This is a genomic window from Amycolatopsis sp. N2S4-7 (assembly GCF_058119595.1).
The window spans coordinates 7202486-7221714 of record NZ_CP172299.1 but is presented as its reverse complement, the minus strand read 5'-3'; the positions used below and the strand labels follow the sequence as shown (position 1 = coordinate 7221714).

Here is a 19229-nt window from a genome sequence, read left to right as displayed (position 1 = left end):
ACGCGAGTGGCCGATGACGTGCTGCTCGACGCCGCGCGCTCGTGCGTGCTGGCCGTCGGTGTGCGGCGCACCACACTCGCCGAGATCGCCCGCACCGCCCGCGTCAGCCGGATGACGGTCTACCGCCGCTTCCCCGACGTCCGCAGCGTGCTCGCCGCCCTGATGACCCGCGAGTTCAGCGGGCTCCTGCGGACCGCGAGCGAGCGGGGCGCCGAAGCCTCGAACAGCCGCGAACGGCTCGTGCTGATCGCTTCGGCCGGGGTGCGCGCGCTGTCGACCGATCCGCTGTTCCGCACGCTGCTCGACGTCGACCCCGAGCTGGTGCTGCCGTACATCGTGGAGCGGCTCGGCGCGACCCAGAAGTTCGCCGAGCAGGTGCTGCACCAGCTCCTGGCGGCCGGCCACCAGGACGGCTCGATCCGGCGGGCGCCGGTCGCGGCGCAGGCCCGGTCGGTGCTGCTGCTGGTGCAGTCGTTCGCGTTCTCGCTGCGCCCGGCGACGGCGGACGTCGGCGAGGCGGCGCTGATGGCGGAGTTCACCCACGTGCTCGACGCCGCGCTGAAGCCATGACGTCCGGCTCGCTCAACGCGCGGCGCCGCGAACGCGAGCTCGCGGAGCTGGCGTCGGGCGAGCGCGTCGACGTCGTCGTGGTCGGCGGCGGCGTCACCGGCACCGGGATCGCGCTGGACGCGGCTTCGCGCGGGTTGTCGGTGGCGCTCGTCGAGGCGCACGACCTGGCTTTCGGGACGTCACGGTGGTCGTCGAAGCTCGTGCACGGCGGCCTGCGGTACCTGGCTCACGGGGAGCTCGGGCTGGCGCACGAGAGCGCTGTCGAGCGCGGCATCCTGATGACGCGCACGGCGCCGCACCTCACGCGCGCGATGCCGCAGCTGTTTCCGTTGTACCCCAGCACTTCCCGGGCGCAGCAGGCGATCGTCACGGCGGGGCTGCGGGCCGGGGACGGCCTCCGCCGGGCGGCGCGCACGCCGTCGTCCGTGCTGCCGCGGCCGCGTTCGGTTCCCGCGGCCGAGGCGCTGGCGCTGGTTCCCGGGCTGGCCGCGCACGGCCTGCGCGGCGCTTTGCTGGCGTACGACGGCGCTTTGGTCGACGACGCGCGGTTGGTGGTGTCCCTGGCCCGCACGGCCGCGACGTTCGGCGCGCGGATCCTGACCCGCGTGTCGGCGTCGTCGCTTTCCGCGGACCGGGTCCGCGTCCGCGACGAACTTTCGGGCGACTCGCTGGACATCCACGCGCGGCAGGTGATCAACGCGACCGGGGTGTGGGCGGGAACGCTGACGGGCGCGGTTCGGCTGCGGCCGTCGCTCGGCTCGCACCTGGTGCTCGCGCCGGGGACGGTGCCGATGGGCACGACGTCGGTGAACATCAGCGTGCCGGGCGAGACCAACCGGTTCGTCTTCCTGCTCCCCCAACCGGACGGCCGTGTCTACCTGGGACTGACGGACGAGCCGGTCTCCGGCCCGATCCCGGACGTCCCGGTCGTGCCGGAGTCCGATGCGGACTTCCTGCTTTCGCTGGCTTCCTCGGTACTGGCCCGGCCCCTGACCCGAGCCGACGTGGCCGGTTCCTTCGCCGGCTTGCGCCCGTTGGTGGAGGGCGGCGGCCGGTCGGCGGACCTGTCCCGCAAGCACGCGGTCCTGGCGGGCGCGGACGGCCTGCTGACGGTGGTCGGCGGCAAGCTCACGACGTACCGCCGGATGGCGGAGGACGCCGTCGACGCGGCGGTGCGCCTGGCGGGGCTTTCCGCTTCACCTTGTCGCACGGCACGGCTACCGCTGCTCGGCGCTGCTCCTCGGGCGAGTTTGTCTCTTGTGGACGCTCCCGCGCGGCTGGTGGCCCGGTACGGCACGGAGGCACCCCGCGTGGCGGCTTTGGGCGAGGTGGACACGGAGTTCGCGGCCCCGGTGGCCCCGGGGACGGAGATCACGGCGGCGGAGATCGTCTGGGCGGTCCGGAACGAGGGGGCGTTGAACGTGGCGGACGTGCTGGAGCGCCGAACGCGGCTGGCGTTGATCCCTTCGGATGCGGCGGCGGCTGAGTCGCGGGTGGCGGAGCTGGTCGACAAGTCGCTGGCCGGGCTGGCCTGAGCCGGGGTCACTCACCACCGCAGACGTTCCGAGCCGAACCGCGCGTCAACCACCCTTGATGTTCTCTTAAGTTGACGACCCGTTGGGTTTTTGCAACAGTATGTTCCATGAGTCCGGTCAGACGGGGCAAAGAGCTGCCGATCTACAACCGGCTTGCCGTGCTTCGGGCGGAGCGGGGGATGAGCCGGGCCGCTCTTGCCGATGCCGTCGAGGTCAATCCGCAGACCATCGGGGCGCTCGAGCGCGGTGACCACTATCCGAGCCTGGACCTGGCGTTCCGGATCTGCGCGGTGTTCGACCTGCCGGTCGAAGCGGTGTTCAGCCGCGAGCCGTTCACGCCGCTTTCCACCCAGGTCTACCGCGAGGGGGGAGCATGACCGAGCAGCAGGGCCGGCTCGCGGCCTACTGGGAACGCCAGCTGGACAAGCTGGACGACCGCGAACGACGGCGGGCGCGGCAGCTGCCGCGGTGGCGCACCCGGCGGCGGCGCCGGGCCCTGGCGATCGTGCTGACCGTGGCGGACGTCGTCTACGTCGCCGGTGCTGCCGTGTTCAGCGTGGCGGCGGAATGGCTGTACTTCGGGCTGTGGGCGTTCGGCCTCGTCGTCGGCGGGATCGCCTTCACGCTGCTGAAGATCCTGACCGGCCGGATGAGCGGCGGCTTCTCCCGCCTGCTCGACGAACGTGAGCGCGAGTGGCGCCACCGCGTCACCTACATCGGCTACCAGATCCTCGTGTACCTGATGCTGGTCGCGCTGTTCTACAGCCTGTTCATCGCGCACACCGAGGACGGCGGCATCCGGGGCGCGATGATGCTGTCCGCGCTGCTGGCCGCGGGGAGCACGGTCCCGCCGATCGTGCTCGGCTGGTCGCTGCCGGACGACGACCCCGAAGACTTCGAAGAGGGGATGGGGAATGACTGAGGGGACACTGGAGATCGACGGGATCTCCAAGCGCTACGGCGCCAAGGTCGCGCTGGACGGCGTCTCGTTCGACGTCCGCGCCGGGGAGCTGTTCGGCTTCGTCGGCAGCAACGGTGCCGGCAAGACCACCACCATGCGGATCGCGCTGGGGGTGCTGGCCGCCGACGGTGGTGAGGTCCGTTTCGACGGCGCGAAGGTCACGCACGAAACCCGCACCCACATCGGCTACATGCCGGAGGAACGCGGGCTGTACCCGAAGATGAAGGTGCTGGACCAGCTCGTCTACCTGGCCGAGCTGCACGGGCTGAGCCCGAACGAGGCCCACCGCAACGCGGAGAACTGGATCGGCAGGCTCGGCCTGGCCGACCGCCGCAAGGACGAGGTGCAGAAGCTCAGCCTGGGCAACCAGCAGCGCGTCCAGCTGGCCGCCGCGCTGGTGCACGACCCGGCCGTGCTGGTGCTCGACGAGCCGTTCTCCGGCCTCGACCCGCTGGCGGTCGACGTCATGAGCGGGGTGCTGCGCGAGAAGGCCGCGGCCGGCGTGCCCGTCGTGTTCTCCAGCCACCAGCTCGACCTCGTCGAGCGGCTGTGCGACCGGGTCGGGATCATCCGAAGCGGACGGATGGTCGCCGTCGGCACCGTCGGTGAGCTGACCGCGACCGCCACCAGCAAGCTCGTCGTGACCGCCCCGGCCGCGCACCCCGGCTGGGCCGCGGGCCTGCCCGGCGTGCGGGTGCTCGAGGAGCGCGGCACCACGACCGTGCTCGACCTCGACCCGAGCGCCGACGACCAAGCCGTGCTCGCCGCGGCACTGGCGACCGGGCCGGTCACCGAATTCAGCCGCCGTCGCCGGTCGTTGACCGAACTGTTCCGCGACGCCGTGTCAGAAGAGGGGGTCCCGCGATGAGGACGCTGAGTGGCCGCCGAGCCGTCTGGCTCGTCATGAAGCGCGAACTGAACACGCGGCTGCGCACCCGCTCGTTCGTGGTCGGCACCGTCGTCCTGCTGGTGCTGCTGCTGGGGTACGTCGGTTTCCAGACCGCGCTCGCCGGCTCGTCGGACAAGAGCACCGTCGGGCTCACCGGCCAGGCGACCGGCATCGCCCAGCAGCTGCAGGTCCAGGCCGCCCAGTCCGGGCGGCAGATCGAAACCATCACCGTCACCGACCCGGCCGAGGGACGGCAGAAGGTCGAGGACGGCGACCTCGACGCGCTCGTCTCGGGCAGCGCGGCGAAGCTGACCGCCACCTACAAGTCCTCTTTGGACGACCAGTTGCGCGAGGTCCTCGACCACGTCGCGCAGCAGCAGGTGCTCGACGGCGTGCTGTCGTCGGCGCAGCTCGAGCCCGCCGAGGTGATGGCCCAGGTCAACGGCACCCACGTGCAGGACGACGCGCTTTCGCCGGAACCCGCCGACCACACGCAGCGGCTGGTCGTCGGCCTGGTCGTGGCGTTCCTGCTCTACATGAGCATCATCACCTACGGGATGATGGTCGCCCAGGGCGTCGTCGAGGAGAAGTCGAGCCGGGTCGTGGAGATCCTCCTCGCCAGCGTGCGGCCGTGGCAGTTGTTGCTGGGCAAGGTGATCGGGCTCGGCCTGGTCGGCCTGACGCAGCTGGTGATCCTCGCCGCGGCCGGGCTCGTGGCGGCGTCGGTGACCGGCGTGTTCACCCTCTCCGGCTTCGCCACCGGCGCGGTGCTGTGGGGCCTGCTCTGGTACCTGCTCGGGTTCCTGCTGTACGCCACGATCTACGGCGCGCTGGGGTCGCTGGTCTCCCGGCAGGAGGACACCCAGTCGGTGGTCGGGCCGCTCAACATCATCCTGGTCGTCGGGTTCATCGCGGGCTTCAACCTGCTCGTCCAGAACCCGGCGGGCTCGGCGACGAAGATCGTCTCGCTGATCCCGCTGCTCTCGCCGATCCTCATGCCGGCCCGCATCGCGACCGGCGCCGCGGCGGGCTGGGAGATCGGGCTGTCCCTGGGGCTGACGGTCGCGCTGGTCGCGCTGCTCACCTGGCTGGGCGGCAAGATCTACGGCAACAGCGTCCTGCGCATCGGCAGCCGCATCAAGCTGTCGGAGGCGCTGCGTGGCTGAAGTGCGCCCCGCCGGGCCGGCCGACGTGGCCGCGATCCGCCGGTTCGGCGAGGCGCACGTCCGGGCGCACTACGCCCCGCTGATCGGCGCGGCCGCGGCGGACGCGCAGGTCCGCGACTGGTGGAACGAGACGCACCTCGCCGCGGCCGTCGCGGGTGGGCTGGTGCTGGTCGCCGAGGCCGGCGGAGAACTCGTCGGCGTCGGGCAGCGCGGCCGCCGCGGCGCCGACCACGTGGTCTACAAGCTGTACGTCCACCCCGGGCACCGGGGCCGCGGCCTCGGCCCGCGGCTGCTCGACGCCCTCGTCCGGCAGCTGCCCGCCGGCGCCGACCGGCTGTACATCGAGCACTTCGCGGCGAACGAGCGGGCCGGCGCGTTCTACGAGCGCGAAGGCTTCACCGTCGAACGGATCGAGCCGAGTCGCGGTGGCGACCCCGCGCTCGCCGTCGTGTGGCGCGTCCGCCGGCTGGTCACGACGTGATCCGGCCGTAGCGCTCCAAGGACACCCGGCGCTCGTGGGCGTGGTCGACCATGGGTTCCGGGTAGTCCTCCGGGCGGTCCTTCAGCTGGTGGACCGCCTTGCCGGCGATCGATCGCAGCTCCGGCACGTACTTGCGGACGTAATCGCCGTTCGGGTCGAACTTCTCGCCCTGGGTCGTCGGGTTGAAGATCCGGAAGTACGGCGCCGCGTCGGTGCCGCAGCCGGCGACCCACTGCCAGTTCAGCTGGTTCGACGCCAGGTCGCCGTCCACGAGGTGCTTCATGAAGTGCCGGGCGCCCAGCCACCACGGCAGGTGCAGGTCCTTCACCAGGAAGCTCGCGACGACCATCCGCACCCGGTTGTGCATCCAGCCCTCGGCCAGCAGCTGCCGCATCCCGGCGTCGACGATCGGATAGCCCGTCTTGCCGGCGCACCAGCGCTCGAACGCCTCGGGGTCCTCGTCGTGCTTCATGCCGTCGAAGCGCTTGTCGTAGTTCTTCCGCGCGGTTTCCGGGCGGTGCCACAGGACGTCGGCGTGGAACTCGCGCCAGCAGATCTCGCTGCGCAACGACTTCGCGCCGACGCGGTCGTCACCGTCCAGGTCGGCCAGGATGGTCCGCGGGTGGATGTTCCCCCAGCGCAGGTACGGCGAAAGCCGCGTCGTGCCCTCGCGGTCCGGCCGGTCGCGATCGGCGTCGTACGTCACGATCGGGCCGTCGAGGAAGTCGTGCCAGACGTCCAGCGCGGCCTGCTCCCCCGGCTCGGGCAGGGTCGCGGAAACCTTGGGCGGCTTGGGGATCTTCAGCGACTTCGGCGGCTGCACCCAGTCTACGAGGGACGGTCCGGTGTCGGCGGGCGAGTGCCAGCCTCGCCCGGTCCAGGCGCGGTAGAACGGCGTGAAGACGCGGTAGGGTTCGCCGTCCGGCTTGGTGACCTGCCCGGGCGTCACGGCGTAGGGCGAGCCCGTCTCGACCCAGTCGATGTTGTTCTCCGCCAACGCCTTCGCCACGGCCGCGTCCCGGCGGCGGCCGTAGGGGCCGGTGTCCGCACTGACGTGCACTGCGGCCGCGCCGATCTGGCGGGCCGCGCGGACGACCTCGGTCGCCGGTTCGCCGCGGACCAGCATCAGCCGACCGCCGAGCCGAGCGTTCAGCTTTTCGAGACAGCCGTACAGGAAGGCTTCCCGCGTCGCGCCACCCGGCTTCAGCAGCGCCTCGTCGAGGACGTACAGCGCGAGGACGTGCTTGCTGTGCCGGGACGCCTCCAGCAGGGCGGCGTGGTCGCCCAGCCGCAGGTCACGGCGGAACCACAGGACAACCGGCGCTTCTCGGGTCACGCCGCTCAACGATAAGCGCCCCGCCGTGCAGGTGCACGACGGGGCGTTTACGCAAAACCGATCAGCGCTCCGACATCGGGACGTAGTCCCGCGTCGCGTGGCCGGTGTAGATCTGCCGCGGGCGGCCGATCTTGGTGGCCGGGTCGTTGATCATCTCGCGCCAGTGCGCGATCCAGCCCGGGAGCCGGCCCAGCGCGAACAGCACCGTGAAGAACTTCGTCGGGAAGCCCAGCGCCCGGTAGATCAGGCCGGTGTAGAAGTCCACGTTCGGGTACAGCTTCCGCTCGACGAAGTAGTCGTCGGAAAGGGCGGTCTCCTCGAGCTTCTTGGCGATGTCGAGCAGCTGGTCGCCGCCCTTCAGCTTGCCGAGGATCTCGTCCGCGGTGTTCTTGATGATCTTCGCGCGCGGGTCGTAGTTCTTGTAGACCCGGTGCCCGAAGCCCATCAGCTTCACGCCCTTTTCCTTGTTCTTCACCCGCTCCACGAACTTGGCGACGTCGCCGCCGTCGTTCTTGATGCCCTCGAGCATGTCGAGGACGGCGGCGTTCGCGCCGCCGTGCAGCGGGCCGAACAGGGCGTTGATGCCGGCCGAAATCGACGCGAACAGGTTCGCCTCGGACGAGCCGACCAGGCGCACGGTCGACGTCGAGCAGTTCTGCTCGTGGTCGGCGTGCAGGATGAACAGCAGGTCGAGCGCCTTGGCGACGTCCGGGTCGACCTCGTACGGCTCGGCCGGGAAGCCGAAGGTCATCCGCAGGAAGTTCTCGACCAGGCCGAGCGAGTTGTCCGGGTACAGCAGCGGCTGGCCGACCGACTTCTTGTACGCGTACGCGGCCAGGGTCGGGACCTTGGCGAGCAGCCGGATCGTGGACAGCTCCACGTTGGGCTCGTCGAACGGGTTGAGCGAGTCCTGGTAGAAGGTCGACAGCGCCGACACCGCGCTCGACAGGACCGGCATCGGGTGCGCGTCGCGCGGGAAGCCGCTGAAGAACGCTTTCAGGTCCTCGTGGAGCAGCGTGTGCCGCTGGATCTTCTCGGTGAAGTCGGCCAGCTGGGCCTCGGTCGGCAGCTCGCCGTAGATGAGGAGGTAGGAGACCTCGATGAAGGTCGACTTCTCCGCCAGCTGCTCGATCGGGTACCCGCGGTAGCGCAGGATGCCGGCGTCACCGTCGATGTAGGCGATGGCCGACGACGCGGCGCCGGTGTTGACGAAACCGGGGTCGTAGGTGATGTACCCCGTCTGCGCCAGCAGCTTCCCCAGTTCGATCCCGGGCGCGCCCTCGACCGGGTGGACGATCTTGAACTCGTGCTCGCCACTCGGCAGGGTCAGCTTCGCGGTTTCGCCGCCGGACTGCCCCGCAGTCGTCGCGTCGGACATGCAAGTCCCTCTCACGTTGGGCACGGGCCGGCGGCGCCTGTACGTTTCACAGGTAGCCACGTGTTCACGCGAGGAAACACTGGCGCCTCGCTGCACACCGCCCCGCTGGGGTATGAAGAATGCCCCTCTACGCTAGTCGAGAAACGTGCCTTCGCGCAGCGGTGACGTTGCTCCTGGACCCCCCTTTGGGACCAGGTTCACACGGTCGACGCCATGTCGGCCGACGTGGGCGGCTCGGCACCGCTCCGGGACACCGTGATGGACGCCGCTTTCGCCGCGAAGGTGAGCGCCTCGCGCCACGCGTCGGCGTCGAGAGAGGCCAGGTCGGCGGCCTCGTGGGTGTGCAGCCAGGCCAGCAGCGCGCCCTGGACCGTGTCGCCCGCGCCGATGGTGTCCACGACGTCGACCTTCCGGGACGGCACGTGGGCCAGCTCACCTGCGGCGGTGATCACCGCGAGCCCGTCGGCGCCCCGGGTGAGCACCACGGCGTCCACACCGGACTCGATCCACGTCTTCGCCGCGGCGACCGGGTCGGCGCCTTCGGTGAGCCACGCGGCGTCGTCGTCGGAGATCTTGAGCAGGCGGACGTCCGGCAGCCACGAGGTGAACCGGGCCCGGTAGGCGGCCGGGTCGGTGATGAGCGCCTCGCGGATGTTGGGGTCGAGCACGGTGAGCACGCCGCGGGCGGATTCACGCCGCAGCATCGCCTCGTACGCCGACGCGCCGGGCTCGAGCACCATGCCGAGGGTCCCCAGTGAGAGCGCTGTCACGTTCTCGGGCAACGGGCCGGGGTCCGCGACGAGCCGGTCCGCGGTGCCTTCGACGTAGAACGTGTAGCGCGCGGCGCCCTTCGCGTCGAGCGCCACGACGGCCAGCGTCGTCGGCTCGTCACCGCGCTGCAGCAGGGACGTGTCGACGGCGGAGGCGTGCAGGCGCTCGATCATCGCGTCGCCGAAGCGGTCGGTGGACACGCGCGACAGGAACGCCGCCGGCACGCCGAGGCGGCCGGCGGCCAGCGCGACGTTGTACGGCCCACCGCCGAGCCGGGGCAGCAGCGCACGCAGCCCACCGTCCACAGTGGAATCCAGGGGGTCGCCGGGAACCAGGTCGACCAGAGCTTCTCCGCCTACGACGATCACGAGGGGAGTTTAGAGGAGGAATGGCTGACAATTCCTGTCCTCATTTGTTCAGGCCACCGAGCAGCAGTTCCCCCAGTGCGGTGAACGCCTCCGCGTCGGACACGTCCGTCCGCTGACCGAGCACCCCGGTCTGGATGCCTTCGATGATCAGGCCGGTCATCTCGGCCACGAGCCGGGCGTGGACGTCGCGGAAGACCCCGTCGGCGACGCCCTTGTCGATGAACTGCCGAAGCCGCTTCGCCGCGAAGCGGCTGTTGAGCTGGTAGGCCTCGCGGGCCGGGCCGAACTCCGCGAGGTCGCGCATGAACGTCGCGGACGCCCGGTTCAGGTGCTCCGCGACGCCGGCCAGGTACTCGCCGATGAGCTTGGGCGCGTCGTCGATCCCGGCGATGCGCTCCTCGATCCGCTCCGCGGCGCCCCGGAAGAACTGGGTGACCACCTTGACGGCGAGCTGCTCCTTGCTGGGCGCGAGCGCGTAGAGCGTCGACTTCGAGCAGCGCAGGCGGCCGGCGAGGTCGTCCAGCGTGAAGGCGGCGAAGCCCTCGGCGAGGAAGAGCGCCTCGAGGTCGGCCAGCAGCGCGCGCTGGCGCGCGGTCGGCCGTCGGCGGAGTTCGGGGGCCATCGGGTCACTATCTCCTACGTCTTCCGGCCACCCCAGACCCGTCGTACTGTACTCTCAATAGGCCCACAGTACTGTTTTCAGTACAGTTTTGGAGGACAACGATGCCCGCCGAACGCTTGCTGCCGGATTCGGACGCCGAAGACCTGGTCGCCCTGGCGACCGAGATCGCGCGCGACGAGCTCGCGCCCCGAGCGGCGGCGGCGGAGGAAGCCGAACAGTTCCCGCGCGAGCAGTTCCGCCTGCTGGGCAAGTCCGGGCTGCTCGGCCTGCCGTACGCCGAGCGGTGGGGCGGCGGCGAGGTGCCGTACGAGGTGTACCTGCAGGTCCTGGAGGAGATCGCGGCGGCGTGGATGACCGTCGGCGTCGGGCTGTCGGTGCACACGATGTCCTGCTACGGCCTGGCCCAGTGGGGCACCGACGAGCAGCGCGACCGCTGGCTGCCGGACATGCTCGAAGGCGACCTGCTCGGCGCGTACGCGCTCTCGGAGACGCAGGCGGGTTCGGACGCGGCGGCCCTTTCGACGCGCGCGCGGCTCGACGGCACGGACTACGTCGTCAACGGCACGAAGGCCTGGATCACCCACGCGGGTGTCGCGGACTTCTACACGACGATGGTCCGCACCGGCCCGGACGCGATTTCCTGCCTGCTGGTCGACGGCTCGACGCCGGGCCTGTCGGCGGCGCCGCGGGAGCGGAAGATGGGACTGACGGGCTCACCGACGGCGCAGCTGATCTTCGACGGCGCCCGGGTGCCCGCTTCACGCCTCATCGGCGCCGAAGGCGACGGGCTGCGGATCGCCCTGTCGTCGCTGAGCTCGGGCCGGCTGGGGATCGCGGCCTGCGCGGTGGGCCTGGCCCAGGCGGCGCTGGACGAAGCGGTGGCGTACGCGAAGGGCCGGTCCCAGTTCGGCCGGGCGATCATCGACTTCCAGGGCGTGGAGTTCCTCCTGGCCGACATGGCGGCGACGGTGGAGTCGTCCCGGGCCACGTACCTGGACGCGGCCCGCCGCCGTGACCGCGGGCTGCCGTTCCAGAGGCAGGCGTCGATCGCGAAGCTGGTGGCGACCGACGGCGCGATGAAGGTGACGACGGACGCCGTCCAGGTCCTCGGCGGGGCCGGGTACACGCGGGACTTCCCGGTGGAGCGGTACATGCGGGAGGCGAAGGTGCCGCAGATCTTCGAAGGGACGAACCAGATCCAGCGGCTGGTCATCGCGCGGGAGCTGAAGAAGGCCTGACCCGATCGAGCGAGGGCTGTCCCGGCCGGGTGACGGATACCGTGGCGCCATGCCCGGTCATCTGCTGACCATCGAGGAGTACGCGGCGCTCGGGGAAACCGGCTTCGGCTTCACCGAGCTGACCGAAGGCCGCGTCGTGACCTGCCCCGGTTCCGGCCGGACGCACGACATGGCGGCGTGCCTGCTGGCCGGCCAGCTCGAGCGGCAGCTGCCGCCGGGCCTCGCGTTCGCCGTGGCCACCGATCTCGACCTGTGCCTCGTGCCCACCGGTGAACCGGGGTTCGCCCGCCGGCCCGATCTGCTCGTCTTCGGCCGGGCCGCGCTCGGCCGGGCCGGCGGCCTGCTGCGCGCCGACGAAGTGCTTCTCGTGGCCGAGATCGTGTCGCCGGGCTCGAAGCGCACCGACTACCGGGTCAAGCACGCCGAGTACGCCGACGCGGGAATCCCGCACTACTGGATCGTCGACCTCGCGGCGCCGGTCTCCCTGGTCGCGTGCCGGGCGGGTGCGGCCGGCTACCGCGACGCACCGGCGGTCACCGGCACCTTCACCACCGACGTCCCGTTCCCGGTCGAGATCGACCTGGACGCGCTCCTCGGCTGATCGGACGGGCAGCACGCGGTTCACCACGCCGAGGTAAAGGTGTCACACGCTCGGCACAGATACGGTTACTCCAGGTTGCACGGGAGCCGTGAGACAATGCCGGGCGACGTGAGGAGAGGCTGTGACCGCACTTCCCCAGCCGGGCCCTGCTCGCCGGTGGGAGATTCCCGATCACCTGCTGACGATCGAGGAGTACGCGGCGCTCGGTGAAACCGACACAGGTTTCACCGAGCTCGTGGAAGGCCGCGTCGTGAGGTCCCCCAGTCCCAGCCGAAAGCACAACAAGGCCGCTTACCTGCTGGGCCGGCAGCTGGAGTCGCAGCTGCCGGCGGAACTCGACTTCACCCCGGACATCGACGTGGATCTTGGTCTGGCACCCCGAGGTGAACCGGGGTTCTCGCGCCGTCCCGACCTTTTGATTACCTACCGCGAGGCGAGTGCTCGCGTGGATCGCGAAGACGACATGTATCGCGCCGACGAGGTGGTCGTGGTCGTCGAAATCGTGTCGCCAGGCTCGAAACGCACCGACTACCACGTCAAGCACGACGAGTACGCCGACGCGGGAATCCCGCATTACTGGATCGTCGACACGAGCGAGCCCATCTCGCTGGTCGCGTGTCACCAGGCCGGCGAGTTCGGCTACCTGGACGCCGCCGCGGTCACCGGCACCTTCACCACCGACGTCCCGTTCCCGGTCGAGATCGACCTGGACGCGCTCCTCGGCTGATCGGACGGCACGCCGGAACCGCCCGGTAACCGGCGTGCCGTCCGAAACTCAGCGGGACTCGCGGTAGCGGCGGTCCTTCGACACGCCTTCGCCCAGCGACTCGTCGAAGTGGTAGACCTCGTCACCCCGGACGAAGACCCGCAGCGCGCGGTTCATCACGTCCAGCGGGTCGCCCGACCACAGGACCACGTCCGCGTCGAGGCCCGGCTTCAGCGAGCCGATCTGCCCGTCCAGGTTCAGCATCGACGCCGGGTTGACGGTCAGCGAACGCAGCGCCGTCGCCGGGTCGAGGCCGTCCTTCACCGCCAGCGCCGCCTGGTACACCAGGAAGTTGATCGGGATCACCGGGTGGTCGGTGGTGATCGCGATCTTCACGCCGGCGCGGGCGAGGATGCCGGCCGAGCGCAGCGTGCGGTTGCGCAGCTCGACCTTGGACTTCGTGGTGAACAGCGGCCCGAGGATGACCGGGACCTCCCGCTCGGCCAGCAGGTCCGCGATCAGGTGGCCCTCGGTGCCGTGGTTGATCACCAGCTTGTAGCCGAACTCGTCGGCCAGGCGGATGGCCGTCACGATGTCGTCCGCGCGGTGGACGTGCTGGTCCCAGTACAGCTCGCCGTCGAGGACCTTCGCCAGCGTCTCCAGCGTCAAGTCGACCTCGTGCGGCTTGCCCTCGGACTCCGCGTGCGCGCGCTTCGCCTGGTAGTTGCGGGCCTTCGTGAACGCCTCGCGCAGGATCGCCGCGACCCCCAGCCGCGTCGACGGCGTCTGCTTCTTCTCCCCGTACACGCGCTTCGGGTTCTCGCCGAGCGCGCTCTTCACGCTGACGTGCTCCGCGAAGACCATGTCGAGGATGCTGCGGCCCCAGGTCTTGACGCCGATCGTCTGGCCGCCGATCGGGTTGCCGGAACCGGGCTTGATGACGACGCTCGTGACGCCGCCGGCCAGCGCGTCGTCGAAGCCGGGCTCGTACGGGTCGATGCCGTCGACGGCGCGGAAGCGGGCGCCGTTCGGGTCGGTCATCTCGTTCGTGTCGTTGCCGGACCAGCCCTCGCCCTCCTCGTGGACACCGAGGTGGGCGTGGGCGTCGATGAAGCCGGGCAGCACCCAGGTGCCGGCCGCGTCGACCAGTTCGGCGTCCTCCGGGATGTCGACGTCGGCCTCGGTGCCGACCGCGACGATCTTGCCGCCGTCGATCAGGACCGTTCCGCCCTCGATGGGATCACCGTCGATGGGGACGACATAGCCCCCGACAATTGCCTTCGCCATAGTTCGCCACGCTAACGAACTGCTCCGGCCGGGTGGACACGGGCCTTCTCCAAGTGCACCAGCTCGTGGTTGTTCTCCGGCGTCCGGTGCGTCTCCCGGTACCCGTGCTTCGCGTAGAGGTGCAGCGGGCCCACGCTCTTCGAGCCCGTGAACAGCCGGAACACCGTCACCTCCGGGGGCGCCGCCAGCTCGGCCGCCCGGAGCAACCCGCCGCCCAGCCCGGCGCCCTGCCGGTCCGGCGCCACCACCAGCCGGCCGATGACCCCGACGTTTCCGGTGACCGTCAGCCGCACCGACGCGACCAGCCGGTGGTTCTCCCGGAAGCCCCAGGAAAGCCCTTCGAGGGCCACCCGCGTCTCGTCGAGGGTCTCCAGGAGCGGCGGCAGCTCCCAGTCGTCGTGGGCGCGGGCTTCGGTGACGTACGCGGCGCGTTGCAGCGTCAGCACTTCGCCCGCGTCGGCGACGCTCAGGCGAAGCGGCTTCACCGGACCCGGATGCCCCAGCTGCCCGACCACGACGTCGCGGGCTCGAGTTCGATCAGGTCCGTGCCCGTGTTCAGCGCGTCGGCGGGGCACGTCATCGGCTCGATCGCGACGGCCCGGCCGCGGCCGACGAGGTCGTCCGGCGTGAACACCTGCGCCCAGCGGAAGTCGGGGCCGGTCCAGACGAGCAGTTCCTGGTCGTCGTGGCTCAGGACGACGTGGTGCAGGCCGTCCTCGGCCGCCACCAGCCCGCCGAACGCGGTGTCCAGGTCGACCCCCGCCAGCACCCGGCCGGAGCGGAAGTCGTACTCCGTGCCTTCGACGTCCTGCTCCGGCGCGTAGGGCATCTGCTCGTCGCCGAGGTACGGCCGGACGCGGCTCGCGGGGAGGGTGAGGGTCAGCTCGTCGGTCGGGACGTCGCCGATCCGGAAGTACGGGTGCGTGCCGACGCCGACGCCGATCGGCTGCTCGCCCTCGTTGCGGATTTCGTGGGTGATGGTCAGTTCGCGCGGCGCGAGCTCGTAGGTGACGGTCGCGCGCAGCGGCACCGGCCAGCCGGGCTGCACCTCGACGTCGACGGCCAGGGTGATCGACGACTCGGCGTGCTCCAGCAGCTCCCACTCGAGGTGGCGGGTCAGGCCGTGGATGGCGTTGCCGCGCGCCTCCTCGGTGATCTCGAGCTGCTGCTCCTCACCCTGGAACGTCCACTTCCCGCCCTTGGTCCGGTTCGGCCACGGCAGCAGCACCTGCCCGGCGCCCTTCGGCGGCTTCGCGTCTTCGGGGAACTCCTCGACGTACGGCACTCCGCCGACTTCGAACGCGCGCAGGCCGGCGCCGATTTCGGTGACGACGGCGCGTGCGTTGCCGCGGGTGATCTCGAACTGCTGACCGGTCGGGTTGCCCATGGGGACGACCTTACCGATCCGCGAAATCACTAGACCGGTCGTCATAGTTTGCGCTACCGTCACAGCCATGGTTCGCCGCACCGACACGCGGCAGCGGATGCTCGACACCGCCGCCGACCTGTTCCAGACGCAGGGCTACCACGCCACCGGCCTCACCCAGCTGACGACGGCCGGGGGCGCGCCGAAGGGGTCGCTCTACTTCCACTTCCCCGGCGGCAAGGAGCAGCTCGCCGCCGAAGCCGTCCGGCTTTCGAGCGAGCGCACGGGCGCGCTCCTCGAAGCGATCGTGAACGACGCGCCCGACGCCGCGACCGGCATCGACCGGGCCGTCGACGCACTGGCGAGCTTCCTCACCGGGTCGGACTTCCAGCGCGGGTGTCCACTCGCGACGGTCGCGCTCGACGCCGCCGCGGCGAGCGAGCCGATCCGGGAAGCCTGCGCGGACGGCTACTCGTCGTGGCACGGCGTCCTCGCCGGTTACCTGGCGGGACAAGGGCTTTCCCCGGACCGCGCCGACGAGCTGGCCACCGTGGTGCTCGCCGCGATCGAAGGCGGGCTGCTGCTGGCCCGCACCCGCCGGGACGTCGCGCCGCTGCGCGCCGTCGCCGCCCACCTGCACGCCACCCTCGACCGGGAGTTCTCCTGATGCGCGTCCACCACCTGAACTGCGGCACCCTGCGGCCGCTCGGCGGCAAGCTGGTCGACGGCAAGCCGGGCCTGTTCCGGCGCGCCACCATGGTCTGCCACTGCCTCCTGCTGGAGACCGAGACCGGGCTCGTGCTCGTCGAAACCGGGATGGGCACGCCGGCCGCCGTCGACCGCAAGGCCTGGCTCGGCGCCGGGTTCGTCCGGCTGTCCAACCCGGTCGAAGACCCCGCGCAGACCGCGATCGCCCAGATCCGCGCGCTCGGCTTCGACCCGGCGGACGTCCGCGACATCGTGCTGACCCACCTCGACCTCGACCACGCCGGCGGGCTGATCGACTTCCCGTGGGCGCGCGTGCACGTCTACGCCGAGGAGCTGCGGGCGTTCCGGGAGCCGCGCGACGCCGCCGAACGCGGCCGCTACCGCACGATCCAGTTCGCGCACGGTCCACAGTGGACGTCCTATGCGGACACCGGCGAGCCGTGGTTCGGCTTCGACGCCGTGCGGCAGCTCGACGGCCTGCCGCCCGAGATCCTGCTGGTGCCGCTCTCCGGGCACACCCGCGGGCACGCCGGGGTCGCCGTCGACACCGGGGACGGCTGGCTGCTCAACGCCGGCGATTCGTACTTCTTCCACGGGCAGGCCGACCCGGCCGCGCCGCACTGCCCGCCGGGCCTGAAGTGGTTCGAGGGCCACATGGAAACTGTCGGTGGCGCCCGGCTGGACAATCACCGCCGCCTGCGCCAGCTTGTTCAGGAGCACGGCGACGAGGTGACCGTCTTCGCCGCGCACGACGAGACCGAGTTCCTCCGGCTGAGCACCAGGAGCAGGGTATGAAGGTGCACCACCTGAACTGCGGGACGATGCGACCGGCGGGCGGCAAGCTGCTCGACGGCGAGCCCGGCCTGCTGCGGCGGGCGGAGCTGGTCGCGCACTGCCTGCTGATCGAGACCGGCGACAGCCTGGTGCTGGTCGACACCGGCTTCGGCAGCCAGGGCGTCGCCCGGCCCGCCGAGTGGCTCGGCCGTCCGTTCATGGCGATGGTCGGCGCGCGGGTCGTGGCCGCCGAGACGGCCGTCGCGCAGATCAAGGCGCTCGGCCTCGACCCGGCCGACGTCCGGCACATCGTGATGACGCACCTCGACGTCGACCACGCGGGCGGGCTGGCGGACTTCCCGAACGCCGTCGTGCACGTCCGTTCCGAGGAGCACCGGGGCGCGACGTCGCCGTCGAACGCGGCCGAGAAGAACCGCTACCGCGCGGCGCAGTTCGCGCACCGGCCCCTGTGGAGCACGTACGACGAGGTGGGCGAGCCGTGGTTCGGGTTCGAGGCGGTGCGCTCGCTCAAGGGCCTGCCGGAGGAGATCCTGCTGGTCCCGCTGACGGGCCACACGCGCGGCCACACGGGCGTGGCGGTCGACACGGGCGACGGCTGGCTCCTGCACGCCGGCGACGCGTACTTCTTCCACGGCCAGCTGGACCCGGTCGCCCCGCACTGCCCGCCGGGCCTGACGGCGTTCCAGAACATCGTCCAGACGCTGCGCGGGCCGAGGCTGGAGAACCTGGCGAGGCTGCACGAACTGGCGCGGGACCACCAGGACGAGGTCACCGTGTTCTCGGCGCACAGCCCGGTCGAGCTGGCGGCCCTTCGCCGCTGAGGGAACCGGATGATCTCCCGTCGCATCTGAGCCGCGACGAAGGAGGTTCAGCGGTGACGAAGAAGTGGTGGAGCGCGGCCTTGATCGCGGCGGTCGCGGTGCTGGTCACGGCCTGCGGGAGCGGCACGCCGCCCGCACCGGCCGCCGCCGCGGCGCCGGACGCGGCACTGCTCGACCTCTCCGGAATCGTCCTGCTGCAGCACTCCGAGAAGACGGGTCTCGACGACGTCGTCTTCGCCGATCCGGTCTCCGGCGCGGCGAAGACGACCTTGTCCTTGCCCGGCTACGACACGTCCCTGAACCGCTTCGACGGACCGGCCACCAAGCTGGACCTCCTCTCCCCCGACGGCCAGTACGCGACCCTCGAGACCGACGAGGGCATCGACGTCTTCACGCTCAACGCCACCGACCGGCGGTACGAACGCACGGGCACCGTGCCGGCCCGGGAACGAACGATGAGCGAGCAGGCCTCGCGGTTCCGGAACCCGCAGTTCAGCCCCGTCGGGTCGAAGCTGTACTTCGACGACGGCAAGGCGGTGTACTCCGTCGGCTACCGGCAGCTCGGGCAGCCCGTGAAGGAAGCCGACCTCGTGCCGAACGGGTCGTCCGACCAGCACGTCGAGGACTGGTGGGTCGACCCGCAGGGCAAGGTGCTGACCTGGCGGGACGTCCGGCACGCCGGGGACGGCCTGGCCTACCTGACCGGCTCGTCGGGCGCGATCGCCTACGCCGTCTACGAAGAGCCCGGCGCCACCTACCAGTTCGTCACCGCGCTCGACACCACGACGGTGCTGATGTCCGCCGTCACCGGCTCGGACGAGCACGGCGTGCTGATGCGGCTGCACCTCGACGGCGGGACACCGCAGCTGACCAAGCTCGTCGAGAAGTCCGAGCCGCGGATCGCCAAGGCGGCCGCCTCGCCGGACCGGGCCACGGTGCTCTACCAGACCCACCAGGGTGAGTGGTTCGCCTCGCCCGTCACGCCGGGAGCGATCGCGCGGCCCGCGCTCGGGCAGCTACCGCCCGCCGGGACGGTGTCGGAGCGGCAGCTCGTCGGCTGGGCCTGATCAGCTCGCCGCGAGAGCCTGCTTGACGAGCGGGGCCATCATCTCCGGCGTCATCTTCGCCGGACCGGTGTAGTTGACCAGCACGGGCACGCCGGACACGAGCTCGGCCGAGGCCAGGGTGGCTGTCTTCTGCTCGTCGACGTAGTAGACGGCGCCGTCGGGGAAACCGGCGACGTCCTGCGCGCCCGCCTTCGCCTTCTTGATCGACGCCACCATGTCGGCGGGCTTCGCCTGGCGGCCTTCGTAGCGGGTCACCGCGAGGGCGCCCGCGGCCTTGCCGTTCAGCTGGTACTCGCAGCTGCGGGCCTTGCCGCCGTTGGCCGCGTTGTCCTGGACCGGCCCCGGCACCGCCGTGAGGTTGTCCAGGAAGAGGGCCTTCGACACCGCGGCCGCGGGCAGCAGTGCGCACGGGTCCAGCGAGGCCGCCGCGGCCTTCGAGCTGGGCGCCGGCTTCGGGGCCGCGGACGACGACGTCGCCTTCGACGGTTCGTCCCCGGAGGAGCAGGCGGTCAATGCGGCAAAAGCGACGAAGGCGACAGCGAGGGTGCGCATGTCCGCACCCT

22 protein-coding genes are annotated in these 19229 nt (G+C 71.0%); 14 read left to right on the top strand and 8 right to left on the bottom strand.

Going from position 1 to position 19229, the window contains the following annotated elements; translation table 11 throughout:
* Nucleotides 1-6: 6 nt before the first annotated feature.
* From ACH54P_RS34295 to ACH54P_RS34265, 7 genes are all read left to right on the top strand, one after another.
* Entirely contained in the window at nucleotides 7-570 is a 564-nt protein-coding gene (locus ACH54P_RS34295) for a TetR/AcrR family transcriptional regulator (RefSeq protein ID WP_489916799.1), read from the top strand.
* Nucleotides 567-2105 carry a glycerol-3-phosphate dehydrogenase/oxidase gene (locus tag ACH54P_RS34290; RefSeq protein ID WP_489907441.1) on the top strand — a complete coding sequence of 513 codons (1539 nt, stop codon included), beginning with the start codon at nucleotides 567-569 and terminating at the stop codon, nucleotides 2103-2105. Before ACH54P_RS34295 ends, ACH54P_RS34290 begins: the two co-directional genes overlap by 4 nt.
* A gap of 107 nt (nucleotides 2106-2212) precedes the next feature.
* Nucleotides 2213-2482, top strand: coding sequence for a helix-turn-helix transcriptional regulator (locus tag ACH54P_RS34285; protein ID WP_489907440.1), 270 nt, complete (start codon nucleotides 2213-2215; stop codon nucleotides 2480-2482).
* Nucleotides 2479-3027: a hypothetical protein gene (locus ACH54P_RS34280; RefSeq protein WP_489907439.1), complete on the top strand. Its 549-nt coding sequence runs from the start codon at nucleotides 2479-2481 to the stop codon at nucleotides 3025-3027. Before ACH54P_RS34285 ends, ACH54P_RS34280 begins: the two co-directional genes overlap by 4 nt.
* Nucleotides 3020-3934, top strand: a complete 915-nt coding sequence (locus ACH54P_RS34275; protein ID WP_489907438.1) for an ABC transporter ATP-binding protein — start codon at nucleotides 3020-3022, stop codon at nucleotides 3932-3934. The genes ACH54P_RS34280 and ACH54P_RS34275 overlap by 8 nt, the downstream gene beginning before the upstream one ends.
* Nucleotides 3931-5121 carry an ABC transporter permease gene (locus ACH54P_RS34270; protein ID WP_489907437.1) on the top strand — a complete coding sequence of 397 codons (1191 nt, stop codon included), beginning with the start codon at nucleotides 3931-3933 and terminating at the stop codon, nucleotides 5119-5121. Before ACH54P_RS34275 ends, ACH54P_RS34270 begins: the two co-directional genes overlap by 4 nt.
* Nucleotides 5114-5602 carry a GNAT family N-acetyltransferase gene (locus ACH54P_RS34265; protein WP_489907436.1) on the top strand — a complete coding sequence of 163 codons (489 nt, stop codon included), beginning with the start codon at nucleotides 5114-5116 and terminating at the stop codon, nucleotides 5600-5602. The genes ACH54P_RS34270 and ACH54P_RS34265 overlap by 8 nt, the downstream gene beginning before the upstream one ends.
* On the opposite strand, the gene ACH54P_RS34260 is transcribed toward ACH54P_RS34265, so the two are convergent.
* The 4 genes from ACH54P_RS34260 to ACH54P_RS34245 all read right to left on the bottom strand — a co-directional run bounded on the left by ACH54P_RS34260 (nucleotide 5592) and on the right by ACH54P_RS34245 (nucleotide 10077).
* Nucleotides 5592-6938: a cryptochrome/photolyase family protein gene (locus tag ACH54P_RS34260; protein WP_489907435.1), complete on the bottom strand. Its 1347-nt coding sequence runs from the start codon at nucleotides 6936-6938 to the stop codon at nucleotides 5592-5594. The genes ACH54P_RS34265 and ACH54P_RS34260 overlap by 11 nt on opposite strands.
* A gap of 61 nt (nucleotides 6939-6999) precedes the next feature.
* Nucleotides 7000-8316 carry a citrate synthase gene (locus tag ACH54P_RS34255; RefSeq protein WP_489907434.1) on the bottom strand — a complete coding sequence of 439 codons (1317 nt, stop codon included), beginning with the start codon at nucleotides 8314-8316 and terminating at the stop codon, nucleotides 7000-7002.
* Nucleotides 8317-8513: 197 nt separating this feature from the next.
* Complete coding sequence (locus ACH54P_RS34250; protein WP_489907433.1) at nucleotides 8514-9455, bottom strand: carbohydrate kinase family protein; 942 nt, start codon at nucleotides 9453-9455, stop codon at nucleotides 8514-8516.
* Between the two features lie 40 nt (nucleotides 9456-9495).
* On the bottom strand, nucleotides 9496-10077 hold the full coding sequence (locus ACH54P_RS34245; RefSeq protein ID WP_489907432.1) for a TetR/AcrR family transcriptional regulator: 582 nt from the start codon (nucleotides 10075-10077) through the stop codon (nucleotides 9496-9498).
* Between the two features lie 101 nt (nucleotides 10078-10178).
* Here ACH54P_RS34245 and ACH54P_RS34240 point away from each other — a divergent pair, with 101 nt between their 5' ends.
* The 3 genes from ACH54P_RS34240 to ACH54P_RS34230 all read left to right on the top strand — a co-directional run bounded on the left by ACH54P_RS34240 (nucleotide 10179) and on the right by ACH54P_RS34230 (nucleotide 12643).
* On the top strand, nucleotides 10179-11315 hold the full coding sequence (locus ACH54P_RS34240) for an acyl-CoA dehydrogenase family protein (protein ID WP_489907431.1): 1137 nt from the start codon (nucleotides 10179-10181) through the stop codon (nucleotides 11313-11315).
* Nucleotides 11316-11364: 49 nt separating this feature from the next.
* The gene (locus ACH54P_RS34235) at nucleotides 11365-11916 is read left to right on the top strand and encodes a Uma2 family endonuclease (RefSeq protein ID WP_489907430.1); all 552 of its coding nucleotides are present in this window, start codon (nucleotides 11365-11367) and stop codon (nucleotides 11914-11916) included.
* A gap of 121 nt (nucleotides 11917-12037) precedes the next feature.
* Entirely contained in the window at nucleotides 12038-12643 is a 606-nt protein-coding gene (locus tag ACH54P_RS34230) for a Uma2 family endonuclease (RefSeq protein WP_489907429.1), read from the top strand.
* A gap of 48 nt (nucleotides 12644-12691) precedes the next feature.
* Here ACH54P_RS34230 and ACH54P_RS34225 read toward each other — a convergent pair whose 3' ends face one another.
* The 3 genes from ACH54P_RS34225 to ACH54P_RS34215 are packed head-to-tail and all read right to left on the bottom strand — an operon-like array spanning nucleotide 12692 to nucleotide 15296.
* On the bottom strand, nucleotides 12692-13909 hold the full coding sequence (locus ACH54P_RS34225) for an amidohydrolase (RefSeq protein ID WP_489907428.1): 1218 nt from the start codon (nucleotides 13907-13909) through the stop codon (nucleotides 12692-12694).
* An 11-nt stretch (nucleotides 13910-13920) separates the two neighbouring features.
* On the bottom strand, nucleotides 13921-14424 hold the full coding sequence (locus ACH54P_RS34220; RefSeq protein ID WP_489907427.1) for a GNAT family N-acetyltransferase: 504 nt from the start codon (nucleotides 14422-14424) through the stop codon (nucleotides 13921-13923).
* On the bottom strand, nucleotides 14391-15296 hold the full coding sequence (locus ACH54P_RS34215; RefSeq protein ID WP_489907426.1) for an aldose 1-epimerase family protein: 906 nt from the start codon (nucleotides 15294-15296) through the stop codon (nucleotides 14391-14393). The genes ACH54P_RS34220 and ACH54P_RS34215 overlap by 34 nt, the downstream gene beginning before the upstream one ends.
* A 67-nt stretch (nucleotides 15297-15363) precedes the next feature.
* Here ACH54P_RS34215 and ACH54P_RS34210 point away from each other — a divergent pair, with 67 nt between their 5' ends.
* Genes ACH54P_RS34210 through ACH54P_RS34195 form a run of 4 tightly spaced genes read left to right on the top strand, consistent with a single transcriptional unit; the run spans nucleotide 15364 to nucleotide 18666 of the window.
* Entirely contained in the window at nucleotides 15364-15942 is a 579-nt protein-coding gene (locus ACH54P_RS34210) for a TetR/AcrR family transcriptional regulator (RefSeq protein WP_489907425.1), read from the top strand.
* Nucleotides 15942-16778, top strand: coding sequence for an MBL fold metallo-hydrolase (locus ACH54P_RS34205; RefSeq protein WP_489907424.1), 837 nt, complete (start codon nucleotides 15942-15944; stop codon nucleotides 16776-16778). The genes ACH54P_RS34210 and ACH54P_RS34205 overlap by 1 nt, the downstream gene beginning before the upstream one ends.
* A complete protein-coding gene (locus ACH54P_RS34200; RefSeq protein WP_489907423.1) occupies nucleotides 16775-17599 on the top strand; it encodes an MBL fold metallo-hydrolase in 825 nt (274 codons plus the stop codon). Before ACH54P_RS34205 ends, ACH54P_RS34200 begins: the two co-directional genes overlap by 4 nt.
* Before the next feature lie 53 nt (nucleotides 17600-17652).
* A complete protein-coding gene (locus tag ACH54P_RS34195) occupies nucleotides 17653-18666 on the top strand; it encodes a hypothetical protein (protein WP_489907422.1) in 1014 nt (337 codons plus the stop codon).
* Here ACH54P_RS34195 and ACH54P_RS34190 read toward each other — a convergent pair whose 3' ends face one another.
* Nucleotides 18667-19218 (bottom strand): DUF3558 family protein, encoded by a 552-nt coding sequence (locus ACH54P_RS34190; RefSeq protein ID WP_489907421.1) that lies wholly within the window; start codon nucleotides 19216-19218, stop codon nucleotides 18667-18669.
* Between the last annotated feature and the right edge of the window lie 11 nt (nucleotides 19219-19229).

Coding starts and splice junctions, on each gene's coding strand:
- ACH54P_RS34235 (WP_489907430.1), top strand. CDS start 11,365: ATGCCCGGTCATCTGCTGACCATCGAGGAGTACGCGGCGCTCGGGGAA.
- ACH54P_RS34225 (WP_489907428.1), bottom strand. CDS start 13,909: ATGGCGAAGGCAATTGTCGGGGGCTATGTCGTCCCCATCGACGGTGAT.
- ACH54P_RS34285 (WP_489907440.1), top strand. CDS start 2,213: ATGAGTCCGGTCAGACGGGGCAAAGAGCTGCCGATCTACAACCGGCTT.
- ACH54P_RS34280 (WP_489907439.1), top strand. CDS start 2,479: ATGACCGAGCAGCAGGGCCGGCTCGCGGCCTACTGGGAACGCCAGCTG.
- ACH54P_RS34245 (WP_489907432.1), bottom strand. CDS start 10,077: ATGGCCCCCGAACTCCGCCGACGGCCGACCGCGCGCCAGCGCGCGCTG.
- ACH54P_RS34275 (WP_489907438.1), top strand. CDS start 3,020: ATGACTGAGGGGACACTGGAGATCGACGGGATCTCCAAGCGCTACGGC.
- ACH54P_RS34215 (WP_489907426.1), bottom strand. CDS start 15,296: ATGGGCAACCCGACCGGTCAGCAGTTCGAGATCACCCGCGGCAACGCA.
- ACH54P_RS34255 (WP_489907434.1), bottom strand. CDS start 8,316: ATGTCCGACGCGACGACTGCGGGGCAGTCCGGCGGCGAAACCGCGAAG.
- ACH54P_RS34290 (WP_489907441.1), top strand. CDS start 567: ATGACGTCCGGCTCGCTCAACGCGCGGCGCCGCGAACGCGAGCTCGCG.
- ACH54P_RS34205 (WP_489907424.1), top strand. CDS start 15,942: ATGCGCGTCCACCACCTGAACTGCGGCACCCTGCGGCCGCTCGGCGGC.
- ACH54P_RS34270 (WP_489907437.1), top strand. CDS start 3,931: ATGAGGACGCTGAGTGGCCGCCGAGCCGTCTGGCTCGTCATGAAGCGC.
- ACH54P_RS34200 (WP_489907423.1), top strand. CDS start 16,775: ATGAAGGTGCACCACCTGAACTGCGGGACGATGCGACCGGCGGGCGGC.
- ACH54P_RS34190 (WP_489907421.1), bottom strand. CDS start 19,218: ATGCGCACCCTCGCTGTCGCCTTCGTCGCTTTTGCCGCATTGACCGCC.
- ACH54P_RS34240 (WP_489907431.1), top strand. CDS start 10,179: ATGCCCGCCGAACGCTTGCTGCCGGATTCGGACGCCGAAGACCTGGTC.
- ACH54P_RS34210 (WP_489907425.1), top strand. CDS start 15,364: ATGGTTCGCCGCACCGACACGCGGCAGCGGATGCTCGACACCGCCGCC.